A 16717-nucleotide genomic window follows, 5' to 3' on the forward strand; every position below is an offset into this window, starting at 1 on the left:
ATCATGGCAGGACATGTAATCGCCGGTCAGGGCAAGAAGCTCATCGTTATCGGGCTGTTTCTGGTGCTCGTGCTCATCCTTGTGGGCGGTGAAGACGATCCGGGTGTAATCGGTGGTCTGGCCGACGCAGATAACCCTGTCGTCGCCGCAGACGAACTAGCAGTCGCACAGACCAACAGCCCGCCACCCCCAGCGCGGCGCGAGGATCCGGCTTTGTCATCCTGGTATTCGCAATCGGCCGATAGTGGTGCGGCCGTCCCGCAGCCTTTGGTCCCAACGCCTGTAGACGATAGCCATCTGATCAATGATGCCAAACCCATGGTGTTGGTTGGCCCTCCAACTGCTCCTTCGGGGCCGACAATGAACAGCCCTGACACCGCGGTGATCGAATAGGCACGGAACCGTGCAGACGCCCGCCCATTAATTCCGCATGGCGCAGGACGATCCACCCGAGGACCCCGACAAATCGACTGAGTGGGCAGAATTGCGCACCGACCTTGCCGAAGATCGCAACATCATGGCTATGGAGCGGACGTTTGCAGGATGGATGCGGACCGCCTTCGCAGCAATCGGGATCGGGCTGGGATTCAAGGCCGTGTTCGGCGCCTTCGACCCACCGTGGCTCGCCAAGGCAATAGCGACCGTATTCATTCTGGCGGGAGGCTGGCTCGCTATTACCGCACAAAAGCGCGCCTGCCGTACGCTTGAGCGGCTCGACACGCACAAGTTCGAGGCGATCTCCACCCCGAACTTCCGCGTGCTTGCTTATTCGGTTGCTGCCGGATCCATCTTGCTGACCGCAGGACTATGGATCCTGAATAACGGCACTATAACGGACTAGCTGCCGTCTGAAGGAAGGTCGGGATCGACCTTGGCCGACTTGCCGTATTTATCCTCATTATCATCGTGATTGTCCTCGCCGCGAAAGGCACCCATGTCGATCCGGCCCGAACTTTCCATGTCGCGCATGTGATCGACGGTATCCTGCGTCGAATCGTTCATTAGGCCGCTCTTGTTGTCGCTCTTGCGGCTTTCGGTCGGGGAGCCGGTTTGCCGGGTCGTCTCTCGCGCTTCTTCGGCGACTTCCTGCGCTTGGTTGCGGTGATCGTCCTGCTCGTCGTTATGGGTTTCCGGCGCGAGGCCAGCCTGACGGGCTTCCTGGCTTTCGCCCACAGGCGTATTTGTCTTGGTAGTATCGGTCATGATCGGAAAGTCTCCTTTGTCCGATCAACCGGTGGGCGGGCCCGCAGGTTCCATAAACACAGAATGCGCAGCGCCACTCTGCCCTTCCGGCCTTGACCCTAGCGCGTCGGCACGGGCTCCTCGCCCGAATAATCGTAGAAACCGCGCCCGGTCTTGCGGCCGAGCCACCCGGCTTCGACATATTTCACCAGCAGCGGGGCGGGCCGGTATTTGGCGTCGCGGGTGGTCTTGTAAAGCACCATGATAATGTCGAGGCAGGTATCCAGCCCGACGAAATCGGCCAGCTGCAGCGGCCCCATCGGATGGTTGAGACCCAGGCGACAACCCTTGTCGATATCCTCGATGTCGGCGGTCGACTGGCCGAGCACGAAAATTGCCTCGTTGATCATCGGCAGCAGGATCCGGTTCACGACGAAGCCGGGTTCGTCCTGCGACAGGACTACTTCCTTGCCCAGGCTTTGCGCAAAGGCAGTGGTGCGTTCGGTCGTCGTCTGGTCGGTGGCGAGGCCCGGAATGACCTCGATCAGCTTCATCACCGGAACCGGGTTGAAGAAATGCAGCCCGATGAAACGCGCCGGATCGGGCGCGTAATTGGCCATGCGGGTGATCGGTATCGAACTGGTGTTCGAGGCCATGATCGCGTCGGGCGAAAGGAATTCCCCGGCCTTTTCGAAGATCGCCTGCTTGATCGCCTCCTTTTCGGTCGCCGCCTCGATGATGAGACCGGCATCCTTCATGCGCGAATAATCGGCAATCGGCGTGATGCGTTTCATCGCCGCTTCGGCATCGGCGATTTCGATCTTGCCCTTGCCGACCAGCTTGCCGAACGCCTTGTCGATCCCGGCATGCGCCTTTTCGGCAACGTCGAGGCTGACATCCGCCAGCAGAACATCCATGCCGTGCGCAGCCACGGTCTGCGCGATGCCGGAGCCCATCTGGCCCGCACCGATGATAGCGACCGTCTTGTCCATCGAAACTTCCCTTCGCATGTGCAGCAAAACGCGTGCACTAGCGAAGGGGCGCGGCGCTGGCTAGCGCCGGCTTAGCGGTTGGCGCCGGGAATCCACTTCACGTCGCCGCGCCCGTCGTCGTTTGCTACGCGGGCAAGGACGAAGAGATAGTCCGACAGCCGGTTGATATAGGCCAGCGCCTGCGGATTGGTGGGTACGTGCGACGCCATTGCGGTCATTGCGCGTTCCGCATGGCGAACCGCGCCGCGGGCCACATGCAGGCGTGCGGCAGCCTCGGTCCCGCCCGGAAGCACGAAGCTGGTCAGCGGTTCGAGGCGGGTGTTCGCGGCGTCGATCGCCTGTTCCAACCACACGACCTGCGCCTCCACGACCCGCAGGACCATTTCCGACGGGGAAAAATCGTCTTCGTCTTTAGCCGGCGTGGCGAGATCGGCACCGAGATCGAACAGATCGTTCTGGATCCGGTACAGCGGTTCGGCATACTCACCGTCCGCCAGCACCACGGCTGCCAGTCCCAGCGCGCTGTTGGCTTCGTCCACCGCGCCGATCGCCGCCATGCGTGCATCGTGCTTGGGCAGGCGCGATCCGTCGACGAGACCGGTGGTCCCGTCATCGCCGGTGCGGGTGTAGATCTTGTTGAGCTTGACCACGCTTCTGGGTCAGCTGGCGATCGCTAGGATGACCGCCACGACCACGATCGCCAATGCCTGATACTTGATGCGCGCGAACATCATCTTGTTCTGCAGCAATTGCATTTCGGTAGCATCGGTCTGCTCGCCGCTTTCGAGATCGATCTTCGTGCTTTTCAGAAAAGCCACGACGCCGCGCACAAGGCTTGCGACCACGAGAACCATGAGAATGACGAGCAGAATGGTGAGGAAGGTTGTCATAACTGCCTCTATCTAGGAGTTCGCCAGCGTAATGCCAGCGGGGAATTCGCCGGAACGCAGCGCGTCGGCCAGCGCCTGCCCGTTCTCCCCACTTCTACGCCGGTCCGCCAAGGACGGCGATCCGCGCCGCTTGGCGAGCTTCTGTCCGCTTTCATCGGTCAGCAGACCGTGGTGATACCAAAGGGGCACCGGCAGGCCGAGTAAGTCTTGCAGAAGGCGATGAATATGCGTTGCGTCGAACAGATCCGCACCCCGCGTCACCAGCGTGACTCCGTCAGCCGCATCGTCCAAGGTCGCGGCCAGGTGATAGCTTGCGGGTGAATCTTTTCGCACGATGACGACGTCCCCACCCCCGCGGGGGTCTGCGACCTGCTGCCCGGCCAGCGCATCCTCCCAGAAAAGATGCCCGCTTTCCGCCATCGCCCGGTCGATGTCGAGCCGCAGCGCAGCAGGCTTGCCAAGGTCGACCACGCTGCCCTTGCACGTTCCGGGGTAGATGGCGCCGTGCGATCCCAGACGCGGTTTCAACGCCTCTATGTCGGCGCGCGTGCAGGTGCAGGGATAAAGCAAACCGCGGTCGAGCAGGTTGCGTGCCGCCGCGTCGTATGTCGTCAGCCGGGTCGACTGCGCGGGCACTTCTTCCCATTCCAGTCCCAGCCACTCGAGATCGCGACGAAATTCGTCAGTCAGTTCAGGGCGCGAGCGCGGCCCGTCGATATCTTCGATCCGCAGCAGGAAGCGCCCGCGTTCCTCACGCGCCAGATCATGGGCCACGATAGCCGAGAACGCATGGCCGAGATGGAGCGGCCCGTTAGGGCTGGGGGCAAAGCGAGTGACGGTCATAGTGGCGAAAAAGATGCTCTTTCACTGGGCAAGCTTGTGGATAGCATGTGTGTAACAGGCTTGACGCTTTTCCTTGCAAGTGCATTTTCACTGCTATCGGGGAGGAACGCACTGGTGTTCAAGGCCGAACTGCTGGAACGGGCCGCAAGGTTCCGAAGTACCGCCGAGGATCCGACTCGCAATCTGCAGTCGTGTCCCAGCCTGGTTCTCAATGCCGACTACACGCCGCTGTCTTATTATCCGCTGAGCCTGTGGCCATGGCAGACCGCGATCAAGGCCATCTTTCTCGACCGGGTCGACGTGATCGCCACCTACGAGCGCGAGGTGCACTCCCCCTCCCTCGACATGAAGATCCCGAGCGTGATAGCGCTCAAGCAATATGTTAAGCCGAGCGAGTTTCCCGCCTTCACCCGGTTTAACCTGTTCCTGCGCGACCGGTTCAGCTGCCAGTTCTGCGGCGACATGCACAATCTCACCTTCGATCACGTCGTTCCCCGCCGGTTGGGCGGCAAGACCACGTGGGAAAACATCGCCACCGCCTGCGCGCCCTGCAACATGAAGAAGGGCGGCCGTACGCCCAAGCAGGCCGGCATGCAGCTCTACAGCCAGCCGATCCGGCCGACCCACTGGCAGTTGCAGCAGCACGGCAAGATGTTTCCGCCCAACTACCTCCACGAAACTTGGCGCGATTGGCTCTACTGGGACATCGAACTAGAGGCTTGATCCATTCAGCTTTGCAAGCGCGAAGCGCGAGACATGGACCGCGTGTTACACTGTCCAAGCGATAAAAAGCAGAAAGGCAGTAAGCCCTATCTTTAGCCAGTAGTGAAAAGGGCAAGGTGTAACGCATCGTTTGCCAATGCATCAATATCACGGTGTAGGACAGAGCATGAGGTAACCGTTCTAAAGAACTGCGTACCATCCTATCTGGACCGTCATTGTCCTGTTACTCATCGAACCGCGGCAAGGTGAGGCCTATGACCATATTGATCTGGATAATTCCCGCAGCAATTATCGTCTTCTTACTGGCATTGATTTTCCGGCGCTTGATGCTGAGCTTTCTTCGCATTCCTCATGGAATGGTGCTGGTCTTGGCGGTTGTGGGCGCGACGGCGATCGCCATGGCGATAAACGCGTCGCTGTTGCCATCCGAGCTAGCGTCCAAGATCGGCGCGGCGGTCCTGATTGCCGGCTTGATGGTAGGCTCTGTTCTCACCGCGCAGGAGTTTCGGAGTCCAAAGAAGGATTGATCCGACCCACGTGCTCTACAAGAAACACGGCTGTTAGAGGTATGGGTAAACGGCCAGGAGCAACGCGAGAAATTGGGCCTCACGGGGTCACAAGGCCGTAAATCAGGTAACCGCCGCCCGTTCCTGAAATTCGCCGCGCTGCCATTCGCCGGTTTCCAGCACCTCGGCCAGATGCCGCGCGGCTTCGGCCATGTCCTCGAACCGCAGATAGGCGGGCGCAAAGCCGAAGCGCAGGATATCGGGGTCGCGGAAGTCGCCGATGACACCTCGGGCGATCAGCGCCTGGCAGATGGCGTAGGCGTCCTGATGGCGGAAGGACAGCTGGCTTCCGCGCCGCGCCGGATCGGTCGGACTGACGAGATCGATCGCCACGCCCCTTTCGGACAGGCACTGGCGGAAGAACTCGGACAGCGCCTGCGACTTGGCATAGAGGCGATCGATGCCGATTTCGGCGATGAGATCGACGCCCACCTCCAGCGCGGCAAGCCCGAGGATCGGCGGCGTGCCGCACAGCAGTTTCTCGACGCCGGGCGCTGCCTCGTAATCGTCGCTGAAGGCGAAGGGCGCGGCGTGCCCCATCCAGCCGGTCAGGGGCTGACGTGCCGCTTCCAGGTGCTTTTCCGCCACGAAAGCGTAAGCCGGGGCGCCCGGGCCGCCGTTGAAGTATTTGTAGCCGCAACCGACCGCGAAATCCGCCGCGCACCCGTCGAGATCGACCGGCAGCGCGCCGCCCGAATGCGACAGGTCCCACAGCACCAGCGCGCCGGCATCATGCGCCGCGCGGGTCAGTTCGGCCATGTCGAACGTCTCGCCCGTCTTGTAATGCGTATGGGTGAGCATCAGCAGGGCAACGCTGTCGTCCAGCGCCTCGATCAGCCGGCCGCGCTCTGCCAGACGGCGCTCGGCCAGACCCTGCCGTTCCAGCCCGTCGATCATGTAGAGATCGGTGGGGAAATTGCCGGGTTCGCTCAGCACCACCTTGCGCCCGGGCTGCATGGCCAGCGCGGCGGAGATCAGCTTGAACAGGTTCACGCTGGTGGAATCGCAGGCGATCACCTCGTGCGGACGGGCGCCGATCAGCGGCGCGATCTTCGCCCCCAAACGCGCCGGCAGATCGATCCAGCCGGCGGTGTTCCAGCTGCGGATGAGATCGCGGCCCCATTCTTCGCGCACGACCCCTTCCAGCCGTGCGGGCGTCGCTTTCGGCAGGCAGCCGAGCGAATTGCCGTCGAGATAGATGACGCCATCCGGCAGCATGAACCGGTCGCGAAATCCGCGCAGCGGATCGCCGGCGTCGAGGAAGCGGGCGCGTTCCAGCATCATGCCAGTTCCCTCAGGATCGCGCGGCACAGGCCTGCATCGCCGCCGCCAACCTTGAGCGGCAGGGCGACAAGTTCGTAGCGCCCCTCGTCCACGTCATCGAGCACCAGCCCTTCGAGAATGCGCATGTCGTGTTTCAGCACTGCGTGATGCGCGTCCATCGTCTTGCTCTCCTGCGGATCGACGCTGGGTGCATCGGTGCCGATCAGCTTGACCCCCTGCAGCGCCAGCCAATCGATTGTCTCGGCTGCGATCGGCAGCCAGTCGCTGCGCCATTCGTCGTGCGGGAAACTGTCCCAGGTGCGGAACAGGACGCGGTCGGCGCTGTCGATATGCGGCAGGTCGGCAATGTCGATCGCGCCGTTCACGCCGCGCGCGTCCAGCACCAGGCAGGTGCCGATATAGGGGTCGATTTCCATGCTGGCGGCATCCAGCGCGCCTTGCGCGTAATGCAGCGGTGCATCGGCATGGGTGCCCGAATGCGTGCTCATCGTCATCCGGCCGACATTGACGGGCGAGCCTTCGTCCATCCGCCATGTCCGCTCGAACCCGAACCTTGTATCGCCCGGCCAGACGGGCAGGTCCGGGCGCAGGGTCTGCGAGATGTCCCAGATCCGGCGGGTGCTTTTCCAGCTGCTCATATCGCGGTCCGCACGCTCAGGAGTTCGGGGAAGAAAGCCGCTTTCAACACGTTGGCGAGATAGGGCACGCCGGGCGTTCCGCCGGTGCCCTTCTTGAAGCCGATGATCCGTTCGACCGTCTTGAGATGGCCGAAGCGCCAGCGCTGGAAATGATATTCCAGATCGACCAGCTTTTCGGCGAGTTCGTAGAGGTCCCAATATTCCTTCGGGTCGCGGTAGATCTGCGCCCAGGCGGCCTCGACCGCGGGCGAATGTTCCCACGGGCTGCCGTGATCGCGCGCGAGGATTTCGTCGGGAATGTCGAACCCGCGCCGCGCCAGCAGCGCGATGACTTCGGCGTAGATCGACTTGCGGTCGAGTTCCTCGCGCAGTTCGCGCGCCACCTCGGGCGTCGCCTCGTGCATGGTGACCATGTCGGGATTGCGCCCGCCGAGCAGGAATTCCATCATCCGGTACTGCGCGCTCTGGAAGCCGCTCGACCCGCCAAGATGCGGGCGGATGGTGGAATAATCGTGCGGGGTCATGGTGCTGAGCACGTCCCAGCTCTGGATCAGCTGCCCCTGGGCGCGCGCCACCCGGGCGAGCATCTTGAACGACGGGCGCAGCCGGTCTTCCTGGATGCACATCCGCGCTTCGAACAGTTCGTGCAGGCACAGCTTGAGCCACAGCTCGCTCGCCTGGTGGACGATGATGAACAGCATCTCGTCATGCGCATCGGACGCAGGGTGCTGCGCCGACAGGATGCGGTCGAGATCGAGATAGCCGGAATAGGTGACGTCGGATGCCATGCGCGCAGCCCTAGCGCGCAATCGCCGCCAGCGAAACTACTGGTCGATCACCATGGTGTGCGGGTGATGCTTGTCGAGATGCTTGCGCACGATGCGCAGGTTCTTCGTGTTCGATCGATAGACCACGTCGAAGGCATCGCCGACGAGCGGAACCGCACCGATAGCGCCGTCGATCGCTATGTTGCCGGCCATGCGCCACAGTTTCCATTTCGGCAGACCGAGGTTCTTGGCTTCCCACACGATATAGGCGCCCATGGCAGCCGCCACAAGATCGCCAATGATCGGCACGAGACCGATGATCGCATCGAGCCCGATGGGAAACTTCGTCCCGGGAATGACCAGGCTGCGTTCGAGGAGATGCTCCATCGCCTCGATCCGTTTGCGGATCGACACGGGGTCGCTGCCGATCGGCAATTCAAACCCCATGGGGCGCGGCGGATCCTGATTGTCCATCAAACCCTAGATGGGAGCGCGGGACAGCGGGAACAAGGGATGCACGTTCCACGGGTTCTCGCTGAACCCCTCCAACCCGGCGCGAACCATCGACCAGCGGATCGGCGCGCCAATCGGAATGTAAAGATTCGCCGCGAGAAGCGTATTTTCCGCCTCCAGCAGATAGGATGCTTCTTCCGCAGGATCGCGCGCATCGAGCGCGAGAGACACGAGATAATCCGCGTCTTCGCTACATTGCGTTTTGTCGATCGTGCAGTTGAACTGGTTGAGGAACCAGCGCGGAGAGGGATAGCGCGCCACCCGGTCGCGCAATGCGAGATCGGCCTTGCCCACGGTCTCGCTGCGCGTGGTTGACACGCCGATAGCGGCGAAATCCTCTGCCAGACCATCGAACAGGAGGTCCGAGCCGGGCCCCGGTGGCAGATAGATGCGCACTCTCGGTTCCTGCCCGCTGGCAGCTCGCCATTGAGCCACCCGCTGACGGGCTTCGCTCCGGCGTTCTTCGATCGACTGGATGACCCAGCGTTCCACCGGCAGGCCGCCCGAACTGGACAGTTCGACCGGAACGATCCGGGTTGAAGGGAACCAGCCGCCGATATTGAACGGCTGCATCAGTCCCTGCCGGTCCAGCGCCATCGCAAGCGCTTCGCGGTTGGCCGTGACACCGAGGAAACCGGCGGGCTTCAGAACATCGAGACCGAACAGGCCGATTGCCGCGTCGAGACGCACATTGCCGCGCGACAGCGGCCCCGTGCTGGCCAGCGGGAGATTAGCCAGCCGCCCACCGAGCACGGCATCGAAATCGCCCTGAGAGAATCCTTCGGTCGCCTGCTCGGCATTGACTGCACGAATGCGCACTTCGCCCACCGTATCTTCCCATCCCGGCTGTTCAGGCAAGCCGCGCAACTGCGGCGGCAGCGGTGCCAGCATCACTCCATCATCACCCACGCCGCGCGCCATCAGGGCGGCGCTCTGATCGCCGATGTCGATCCCAAGTTCAGGCTGAGCCAGCAGGCGCAGAAAGTCGGGCATCGGGCTGGTTAGGCGGATTTCGACGACCCGCCCGGTCATGGCGCGAATATCCCGCACCTTCGCCAGATCGAGGCCAAGGGATGTGCCGCGCAATTGGCGCAACCGTTGCTGGAGCGCATTGCGCACTGCCTGCGCGGTCAGCGGTGTCCCATCGCGCAGGTCGAATTCGTTGATCCGGAAAATATAGCTGGCACCGTCATCGGTAACGATCCAGCGCTCGGCCACGCCGGGAACCACCTCGCCGCGCGGATCGATCCGGACCAGGCCCATCGAAATCGCGGCACGAACGTGTTGTCCGGCAGGGTCGAGCCTGACCCCGTCGGCATCCAGTTCGCCAGGGTCTGCAATAAAGGCGACTTCGACCACGCCATCGTCAGTTGCCGAGCCACACGCAGCCAACAGGACGAAGAAAAAAGCGAGAAAGGAAAGACGCATGGCTGACGGTTAGCAGCGCATGTGCGTGGCGTCAGCAAGCCATTTGTCAGATACTTCGAACCGGGTGGTCGCTGCTGTAAAGAGGAGCCGAAGTCACCGAGCGGGCATAGCGCCGGGGGGCCGCGTCTGCGGCGGCCGGTCCGCGAACTTCCTTCGGATCGATTGTGCAGTCGAAAGCGATCCCTATCCGCGCGCCCTGCACCCAGGCAACGCTGCCCTTCACGCTACCCACCGCGCGTAGCTCCACTGAAACGCGATCGCCGCGGGACATCTCCAGCCCGCCTGCATCCGCCATCATCCCGCCAGCGGAAAGGTTGCGCACCTTCACCCGCACGGCGTCCGGCTGGCCGTCCAGCGTAAGTTCCGCAAATAGAAACAGGCTGTCGCGCGCAACATCGCGTGTATCGAGCGAGGACATGGCGTGCTTGGTACCCTTTGTGTTCGTCTTCGCGAGAGCGGACAGAAACCGGTCCGCCAGGCGAATGACGCTAAGGCCCAGACGTTAAGAATTTGGAAAGCGGGCGGTCAGTCGTCGCGCGAAATCTTCTCTTTTCGCTCGTGCGCTTCCTGCGCTTCCACTGTCATTGTGGCGACCGGGCGGGCGATGAGGCGTTTTAGCCCGATCGGGTCCCCGGAAACTTCGCACCAGCCATATTCCCCCTGATCGATACGGCGCAGAGCGGCGTCGATCTTGGAGATCAGTTTACGCTGGCGATCGCGCGTGCGCAGTTCGATTCCCCAATCGGTTTCGGACGACGCGCGGTCGTTGAGATCGGGTTCGCGCATGGGCCCGTCCTGAAGAGACTGAAGCGTCTGGCCGGCAGCGTCGTGGATCGATTTCTTCCAGTCGAGCAGAAGCATGCGGAAGTATTCCTGCTGCCGCTCGTTCATATATTCTTCGCTGTCGTCGGGGACGTAATCAGCACCGACCGCAGCGCGTGCTCTGGCCAGTTTCTCATTGTCGCTTGCCATAGAGGCCATTGAGGACCCTCTCATCCTGCAAATTCGATCGTGCCGGTCACCACCGTCCCGCGGACCCGAATTTTTTCCGGCACCCCGATGACCCGATGGGCGCGCCTATAGGCAAGCCTCCCGAGGCGCACAAGCAGCAATCCGACGAGCCGTTGATTTGCCCGCCATGGTCCCGGAAGGCGCTGAAATCGTTTGGTCGGCGATAAATCGCGCTACGCGTTAACCCTTTCTTGACCATAATCTTGGCATTCCCGACTCGTCCGGCAGGGGGTGCCGGTCCTTTATGGGGGAATGACCATGCAACTTTCAGGTATCGAAGGTGGCTACGGCAAGATCATCCAGACCGAGCAGGCCGATGCACTCATCGCTTCCTGCCTTGGCAGGTACGAAAAGGGCAACCTCGACGCGCTATACGACCTGGGCGTAGCTTTTTCGACCGGCAGCCATGGAACGGTCTGCGACATGATCGAAGCGCATAAATGGTTCAATATCGCTGCCTCGAAGGGGCATGAAGAAGCCAGCTGGTGTCGGGCAGATGTGGCAGACGAAATGACTGCGCGGGAAATCGCCGAAGCGCAGCGGCGGGCCCGTGAGTGGCTGGCCGAAGGGCAACGCCACGCCGCCTGACAATCACGCCTGCCTGAAGGGCGTCCGCGTAGCCAGGTAGTTCCGATCTGCCGCGACGCCGGCGCGCTCGCGTTCGAGGAAATCCTCGATAGCCTCGCGAAATCCGGGATCGGCGATCCAGTGTGCGGAGACGGTTTCAACCGGTTCATATCCGCGGGCCAGCTTGTGCCCGCCCTGCGCACCGGCTTCGACCCGAGACAAGCCGAGCTCGATCGCCGCATCAATCGCCTGATAGTAACAAAGCTCGAAATGCAGGAAGCGAATGTCGCGCGTGCAGCCCCAATAACGGCCGTAGAGCGCGTCCCCGCCGATGAAATTCAATGCGCCCGCGACAGGCTCTTCATCCTGAAATGCCAGGACTAAGACTATCTTTTCGCCCATTCGCTGGCCAAACAGGTCGAACGCATCGCGCGTGAGATAGGGCGTTCCCCATTTGCGTGCGCCGGTATCTTGATAGAATTGCCAGATAGCGTCCCAGTGTTCGGATCGGATATCGTCGCCGTTTAGCCGACGGATTTCGACTTCTGCCTGCGCCGCAGCGCGTTCCTTGCGTAAATCCTTGCGTTTGCGCGAGGCAAGGGTTTCGAGAAACTCGTCGAAACTGGCAAATCCGTGATTGTGCCAATGGAACTGGATATCGGCCCGCAGCATCCATCCCGCAGCTTCGAACAAGGGCTGCTGCGCAGGTTCGATGAAAGTCGCATGCGCGCCGGAAAAACGGTTCTGGAGGCATAACTGCTCGGCAGCCGCCAGCAGTGGAGGCGCAAAGGCATCGTCCGACAGCAACAGCCGCGGACCGGTTGCAGGAGTGAACGGCGCTGCGATCTGAAGCTTCGGGTAGTAATTGCCGCCAGCGCGCTCGTACGCATCGGCCCAGTTATGGTCGAAAACATATTCGCCCTGGCTATGGCCCTTGAGATAGGCAGGCATGGCCGCGAGCAGCGGGCCGTCATCTTCGCTGATCACGAGCGGCGCGGGCTGCCAGCCGGTCCCCGCTCCGACACTTCCCGAATCTTCGAGCGCGGTCAGGAATTCGTAGGATACGAAGGGGTTGTCCGTTCCCGCCAGCGCATTCCACTGGTCACGATCGAAGGCGCCGACCGACCCGCCGACCCGTGCGGCGAGGCCGCCATCGCTCATGGTACACCGGGCCCTTCGGCGATTGGAGCATCGGCGTGTATCTGCGCGCGTGCCAGCAGTTCCGCAGAGTCCACCGTCCAGGTGAGAATAGGCATTCCGGCTTTGCGAAGGCCGCAAGTCATCGGATTTGGCAGGGCCATGACGTGATAAGCGACGAAATCGGGCCTCGCGAGCCACAGTGCGAAATGGCGCTGCCAGGCCTTTTGGGTCATCCCTTTCTCATCCTCTCTGATGACAAGGCCGTGTAAGGTTTGCGGCGAATTCCTGCGAAACCACCGCGAAACCCGCGGATCGAAGCTCATCACCGCATGAGCGCCGCGATAGTTCTTCAGCGCATCGCGAACGGCAATGCAGCTCTCTTCGACATCGTAGCGGCGCCGCGACTTGATTTCGATCAGGAGCGGAACCTTGCCGTCCACCAGGCCGAGAAGGTCGGCCAGCTGCGCCAGCTTGTGTTCGCTGTCGAGAAAGGCGATCTGCGCCAGCTCGTCCGCCGAATAGGAAGCCGTTGGCCCGGTTACCCCGGTCAGCCTGTCCAGTTCCCAGTCGTGTACCAGCATGGCGGCATTGTCGCGGCTGCGCTGGATATCGCATTCGATACCCATGCCGCGCTCTACCGCGCCTGCGTATGCAGCGAGCGAGTTTTCCGGAACCCCATTCCCATGCAATCCGCGATGGGCATAGGTCCACTCGCTCAGCCAGCCGACCCGCCCGGGGGCGGGTGGCGGGGCGAAGAAGCGATCAAGCCTTGAGAGCAACGATCGCATCGACCTCGACCGCTGCATCCAGCGGCAGGACAGGAACGCCGACCGCGCTGCGGGCATGCTTGCCAGCATCGCCAAAGACTTCGGCCATCAGGTCGCTGCAACCGTTCACCACCTTTGGCTGGTCCGAGAAGGATGGCACACTGGCGACGAAACCGCCAAGCTTGACCACGCGTTCGACGCGTTCGAGCAGACCTGCCGCCTTGAGCTGGGCAAGAATCATCATACCGCAGGCTCGTGCCGCTTCCTGCCCCTTCTCGAGGCTGACACCGTCGCCGAGCTTGCCGGTTACGAGATTGCCGTCGACGAAGGGAAGCTGCCCCGACACATACGCAGTATTCCCGCTGACGACGAGCGGCTGATAACTGGCCACGGGCGCCGCCGCCTCGGGCAGTTCTATGCCGAGTTCGGCGAGTTTTGCTTCGATCGTCATGCATTTTCCCTTTCGATTTCGTTCATCAGCCACGGTAGCGCGTCATCCCAGCTGTCGATCCGCGCATCGGCATGACCGGAGGTATGCGCGCAGTCGATATGGGGGGCCAGCAGCGGCTCGCCGCACAGATGCAGCGTGGCGATGGGTGTGCCCGACGCGGCCAGAGTTTCGCGGGCGGAGCGATGATGTTGCGCCAGATCGTCGATGAAGATCGCCTTCGACGGCTGATATTCCTTCAGGATCGCTTCCAACGCCGGGCCCTTGGGTCCCTGATTGGTGAACACGCGGGCGTCGAGGCCATGTCCGAGCAATTGCTCGGTGCGCATAGCCTGACGCTTGTCCACGAGATTGGTAAGGATCACCACATCGGCGTGATCGCGCAAAGACGCGATCCCCTCGAGAGCACCGGGGATGGGCGTCTGGCGGTGCATTTCGGTATCGAAAAAACCACCCAGCTTCTTCCAGATTTCTTCCGGGGCGAGGATCTCGCCACTGTCCTGCCAGCGCAGGGCTTGGGAAAAATCATTCCCTTCCATGCGGAATTCGACGCCCTGCGTTTCGGCCAGCCAGTCGCGGAAGGGCGAGACCATGTAGAGCAGGACTTCATCGCAATCGGAGATGATGAGCGGACGATTCATGCAGACAACTTTCCAGCAGCCGCCACGAGCGCTTCGGGCGTGGTGTTGAGCGCATCGGCGGCGAGGACGAGATCGGGTTCGTGATTGGCGAGGAATTCGAGCACTGCTGCCTGAACGCCGCGATCGCCCAGCCCGTTCCGCAACCGATCCGGCGTAAGCCCGGTCAGCGACAGCAGCCGTTCGGCGCGCCGGTCATCTGCCAGCGCCCAGCCGAGCGCTTCGAGCGCGAGCACTTCGGGGGCCCGTTCCTCGCCTTTACCTGTCGATCCGTCGCGAATAATTGTCAGCGCTCCCGCTTTTGCATAAGGCCCTCGCGCATTCGCGAAGGAGCCGCCAAGTGGCAAAGAGAATCCTCGTTGTCGAGGACAACGATCTCAATCGTAAGCTGTTCTGTGACGTGCTGAAGGCAAACGGATACGAAGTCGTGCCCGTGGCCGACGGACAGAACGTGCTGGGCACGGCCAAGCGCTTCCAGCCGCATCTCGTGATCATGGACATCCAGTTACCCAATGTCAGCGGCATCGACCTGATCGCCGAACTCAAGGGGGAAGGAGACCTGGCGAAGGTGCCGGTGCTGGCCGTTACCGCCTATGCCGGCAAGGGCGACGAAGAACGGATTCGCGATGCCGGCGCGGCCGATTATCTCGCCAAACCGGTGTCGATCGGCCCCTTCATGGCCGCGGTACGCGCCCTGCTTCCCGAATAGCTGCGCTTGACAAGCGGCCCAACAAACCGCTTTGCCGGGCGTTTGACACAGGCCCGCATCATGCGAGCCACACCACGATACAGGACTGGACCCCGAAATGGACCGTAGCGACGTCGACACCAAGATCCGCGAACTGGCCGAGCCCTTCAACAAGAAGGGTGTGACGATCACCGAAGACACCACCTTCGCCAACGACCTCGAATTCGATAGCCTTACGGTCATGGACTTCGTCGCCGAGATCGAAGACGAATTCGACATCATCATTTCGATGAACCAGCAGGCCGAAATCGAGAATTACGGTCAGTTGGTCGATGCCGTCACCAAGCTGCAGGCCGACTGATGAGCGAAGGCATCATCCAGTCGGACCAGCCGCAGGACATCGAAGGAGAGGGCAAGGACCTGTTCTCCAAATTCGATGACATCATTGCCCTGCGCGAAGGATTGCTGTCGAGCGGCCAGGAAGATCCGTTCAACCTGGTGATGGAGAAGGTCCTGTCGCCGACCCGTGCGATCTGCAACGGGCGCGACACGATCCTGCTCGGCACCTACAATTACATGGGCATGACCTTCGATCCCGACGTGGTCGAGGCAGGCCGGCAGGCATTGTCCGATTTCGGAGCGGGGACCACCGGTAGCCGCGTGCTGAACGGCACATATCAGGGCCACAAGGAAGTCGAGCAGGCGCTCATGGACTTCTATGCCATGGACCATGCCATGGTTTTTTCGACCGGATACCAGGCCAATCTCGGGATTATTTCGACGATTGCCGGCAAAGGCGATTACATCGTCCTCGACATCGACAGCCATGCCAGCATCTGGGACGGCTGCGCTCTGGGCAATGCCGAAGTCGTGCCGTTCAAGCACAACGATATCGAAGCGATGGAAAAGCGCCTGAAGCGCATTCCCGAAGGCGCCGGCAAGCTGGTGGTGCTGGAAGGCGTCTATTCGATGCTGGGCGATATCGCTCCGCTGAAGGAAATGGTCTCCGTCGCCAAGAAATACGGCGCCATGGTGCTGGTCGACGAAGCGCATTCGATGGGCTTTATCGGCGAGAACGGTCGCGGCGTGGTGGAACAGGCGGGCGTGATCGACGATGTCGATTTCATTATCGGCACCTTTTCCAAAAGCGTGGGTACGGTCGGCGGCTTCTGCGTCTCCAACCATCCCAAATTCGAAATCATGCGGCTGGTCTGCCGCCCGTATGTGTTCACTGCCAGCCTGCCGCCCAGCGTAGTGGCAACAGCCTGCACGTCCATTCGCAAGCTGATGCAGGGATCGAACAAGCGCGCGCATCTGTGGGAAAATTCCAAGATGCTGCACAAGGGGCTGAAGGAACTCGGCTTCCAACTCGGCACCGAGGAACCGCAGAGCGCCATCATCGCCGTGATCATGCCCGATCTGGAAAAGGGCGCGGCCATGTGGGAAGCGCTGATCAAGGGCGGCCTCTATGTCAATCTGGCGCGCCCCCCGGCAACTCCTGCCAACATGACCCTACTGCGCTGCTCGCTATGCGCAGAGCATAGCGAGGAAGAGGTCGGCGAAATCCTGTCGATATTCGAAACCGCGGGTAAGGACGTCGGGATCATCTGATCGTGCGATAGCGTGTCGCAC

General features: G+C 61.7%; 25 protein-coding genes. 8 read left to right on the plus strand and 17 right to left on the minus strand.

Annotated elements, in window-relative coordinates; translation table 11 throughout:
- Positions 1-3 precede the first annotated feature (3 nt).
- Both KYK83_RS00050 and KYK83_RS00055 read left to right on the plus strand, forming a co-directional pair.
- Positions 4-393 carry a hypothetical protein gene (locus tag KYK83_RS00050; RefSeq protein ID WP_222826774.1) on the plus strand — a complete coding sequence of 130 codons (390 nt, stop codon included), beginning with the start codon at positions 4-6 and terminating at the stop codon, positions 391-393.
- Positions 394-430: 37 nt separating this feature from the next.
- On the plus strand, positions 431-841 hold the full coding sequence (locus tag KYK83_RS00055) for a YidH family protein (RefSeq protein WP_103022807.1): 411 nt from the start codon (positions 431-433) through the stop codon (positions 839-841).
- On the opposite strand, the gene KYK83_RS00060 is transcribed toward KYK83_RS00055, so the two are convergent.
- The 5 genes from KYK83_RS00060 to gluQRS form a co-directional block, all read right to left on the minus strand.
- Complete coding sequence (locus tag KYK83_RS00060; RefSeq protein WP_222826775.1) at positions 838-1203, minus strand: hypothetical protein; 366 nt, start codon at positions 1201-1203, stop codon at positions 838-840. The genes KYK83_RS00055 and KYK83_RS00060 overlap by 4 nt on opposite strands.
- Before the next feature lie 98 nt (positions 1204-1301).
- Positions 1302-2174: a 3-hydroxyacyl-CoA dehydrogenase NAD-binding domain-containing protein gene (locus tag KYK83_RS00065; protein WP_222826776.1), complete on the minus strand. Its 873-nt coding sequence runs from the start codon at positions 2172-2174 to the stop codon at positions 1302-1304.
- 71 nt (positions 2175-2245) lie between these two features.
- Entirely contained in the window at positions 2246-2824 is a 579-nt protein-coding gene (locus KYK83_RS00070) for a cob(I)yrinic acid a,c-diamide adenosyltransferase (protein ID WP_222826777.1), read from the minus strand.
- Positions 2825-2833: 9 nt separating this feature from the next.
- Positions 2834-3064, minus strand: coding sequence for an HIG1 domain-containing protein (locus KYK83_RS00075; protein WP_103022804.1), 231 nt, complete (start codon positions 3062-3064; stop codon positions 2834-2836).
- Between the two features lie 12 nt (positions 3065-3076).
- Positions 3077-3907 carry a tRNA glutamyl-Q(34) synthetase GluQRS gene (gene gluQRS, locus KYK83_RS00080; protein ID WP_222826778.1) on the minus strand — a complete coding sequence of 277 codons (831 nt, stop codon included), beginning with the start codon at positions 3905-3907 and terminating at the stop codon, positions 3077-3079.
- Between the two features lie 114 nt (positions 3908-4021).
- On the opposite strand from gluQRS, the gene KYK83_RS00085 reads away from it, so the two are divergent.
- Positions 4022-4630, plus strand: coding sequence for an HNH endonuclease (locus KYK83_RS00085; RefSeq protein ID WP_103022802.1), 609 nt, complete (start codon positions 4022-4024; stop codon positions 4628-4630).
- A 254-nt stretch (positions 4631-4884) separates the two neighbouring features.
- A complete protein-coding gene (locus KYK83_RS00090; protein WP_146029791.1) occupies positions 4885-5157 on the plus strand; it encodes a hypothetical protein in 273 nt (90 codons plus the stop codon).
- A 102-nt stretch (positions 5158-5259) separates the two neighbouring features.
- On the opposite strand, the gene kynU is transcribed toward KYK83_RS00090, so the two are convergent.
- From kynU to dksA, 7 genes are all read right to left on the minus strand, one after another.
- The gene (gene kynU, locus KYK83_RS00095) at positions 5260-6477 is read right to left on the minus strand and encodes a kynureninase (RefSeq protein WP_222827128.1); all 1218 of its coding nucleotides are present in this window, start codon (positions 6475-6477) and stop codon (positions 5260-5262) included.
- The gene (kynB, locus tag KYK83_RS00100) at positions 6477-7118 is read right to left on the minus strand and encodes an arylformamidase (protein WP_222826779.1); all 642 of its coding nucleotides are present in this window, start codon (positions 7116-7118) and stop codon (positions 6477-6479) included. The genes kynU and kynB overlap by 1 nt, the downstream gene beginning before the upstream one ends.
- Entirely contained in the window at positions 7115-7906 is a 792-nt protein-coding gene (locus KYK83_RS00105) for a tryptophan 2,3-dioxygenase (protein WP_103022800.1), read from the minus strand. The genes kynB and KYK83_RS00105 overlap by 4 nt, the downstream gene beginning before the upstream one ends.
- Positions 7907-7942: 36 nt before the next feature.
- Positions 7943-8359: a DUF4112 domain-containing protein gene (locus KYK83_RS00110; protein ID WP_196847401.1), complete on the minus strand. Its 417-nt coding sequence runs from the start codon at positions 8357-8359 to the stop codon at positions 7943-7945.
- Positions 8360-8365: 6 nt separating this feature from the next.
- A complete protein-coding gene (locus KYK83_RS00115) occupies positions 8366-9826 on the minus strand; it encodes an ABC transporter substrate-binding protein (RefSeq protein WP_222826780.1) in 1461 nt (486 codons plus the stop codon).
- Between the two features lie 46 nt (positions 9827-9872).
- Complete coding sequence (locus KYK83_RS00120) at positions 9873-10244, minus strand: PilZ domain-containing protein (RefSeq protein WP_222826781.1); 372 nt, start codon at positions 10242-10244, stop codon at positions 9873-9875.
- Positions 10245-10351: 107 nt separating this feature from the next.
- On the minus strand, positions 10352-10807 hold the full coding sequence (gene dksA, locus KYK83_RS00125; protein WP_103022796.1) for an RNA polymerase-binding protein DksA: 456 nt from the start codon (positions 10805-10807) through the stop codon (positions 10352-10354).
- A 288-nt stretch (positions 10808-11095) separates the two neighbouring features.
- Here dksA and KYK83_RS00130 point away from each other — a divergent pair, with 288 nt between their 5' ends.
- Complete coding sequence (locus KYK83_RS00130) at positions 11096-11425, plus strand: SEL1-like repeat protein (protein ID WP_222826782.1); 330 nt, start codon at positions 11096-11098, stop codon at positions 11423-11425.
- Between the two features lie 3 nt (positions 11426-11428).
- Here KYK83_RS00130 and KYK83_RS00135 read toward each other — a convergent pair whose 3' ends face one another.
- Genes KYK83_RS00135 through KYK83_RS00155 form a run of 5 tightly spaced genes read right to left on the minus strand, consistent with a single transcriptional unit; the run spans position 11429 to position 14681 of the window.
- A complete protein-coding gene (locus KYK83_RS00135; protein ID WP_222826783.1) occupies positions 11429-12565 on the minus strand; it encodes a GNAT family N-acetyltransferase in 1137 nt (378 codons plus the stop codon).
- Entirely contained in the window at positions 12562-13332 is a 771-nt protein-coding gene (locus KYK83_RS00140; protein WP_196847396.1) for a glycerophosphodiester phosphodiesterase family protein, read from the minus strand. The genes KYK83_RS00135 and KYK83_RS00140 overlap by 4 nt, the downstream gene beginning before the upstream one ends.
- Entirely contained in the window at positions 13307-13762 is a 456-nt protein-coding gene (locus KYK83_RS00145) for a RidA family protein (RefSeq protein ID WP_222826784.1), read from the minus strand. Before KYK83_RS00145 ends, KYK83_RS00140 begins: the two co-directional genes overlap by 26 nt.
- Entirely contained in the window at positions 13759-14400 is a 642-nt protein-coding gene (locus tag KYK83_RS00150) for an HAD family hydrolase (protein WP_222826785.1), read from the minus strand. The genes KYK83_RS00145 and KYK83_RS00150 overlap by 4 nt, the downstream gene beginning before the upstream one ends.
- On the minus strand, positions 14397-14681 hold the full coding sequence (locus KYK83_RS00155) for a DUF3572 family protein (RefSeq protein WP_103023060.1): 285 nt from the start codon (positions 14679-14681) through the stop codon (positions 14397-14399). The genes KYK83_RS00150 and KYK83_RS00155 overlap by 4 nt, the downstream gene beginning before the upstream one ends.
- 56 nt (positions 14682-14737) lie before the next feature.
- On the opposite strand from KYK83_RS00155, the gene KYK83_RS00160 reads away from it, so the two are divergent.
- The 3 genes from KYK83_RS00160 (at position 14738) to spt (ending at position 16696) form a co-directional block, all read left to right on the plus strand.
- Entirely contained in the window at positions 14738-15106 is a 369-nt protein-coding gene (locus KYK83_RS00160) for a response regulator (RefSeq protein ID WP_103022791.1), read from the plus strand.
- 97 nt (positions 15107-15203) lie between these two features.
- Positions 15204-15446, plus strand: coding sequence for an acyl carrier protein (locus KYK83_RS00165; RefSeq protein WP_222826786.1), 243 nt, complete (start codon positions 15204-15206; stop codon positions 15444-15446).
- Positions 15446-16696 (plus strand): serine palmitoyltransferase, encoded by a 1251-nt coding sequence (gene spt / locus KYK83_RS00170; protein ID WP_222826787.1) that lies wholly within the window; start codon positions 15446-15448, stop codon positions 16694-16696. The genes KYK83_RS00165 and spt overlap by 1 nt, the downstream gene beginning before the upstream one ends.
- Positions 16697-16717: the final 21 nt, after the last annotated feature.

This window comes from Qipengyuania pacifica, assembly GCF_019857205.1.
In the GTDB taxonomy this organism is placed as follows: domain Bacteria; phylum Pseudomonadota; class Alphaproteobacteria; order Sphingomonadales; family Sphingomonadaceae; genus Qipengyuania; species Qipengyuania pacifica.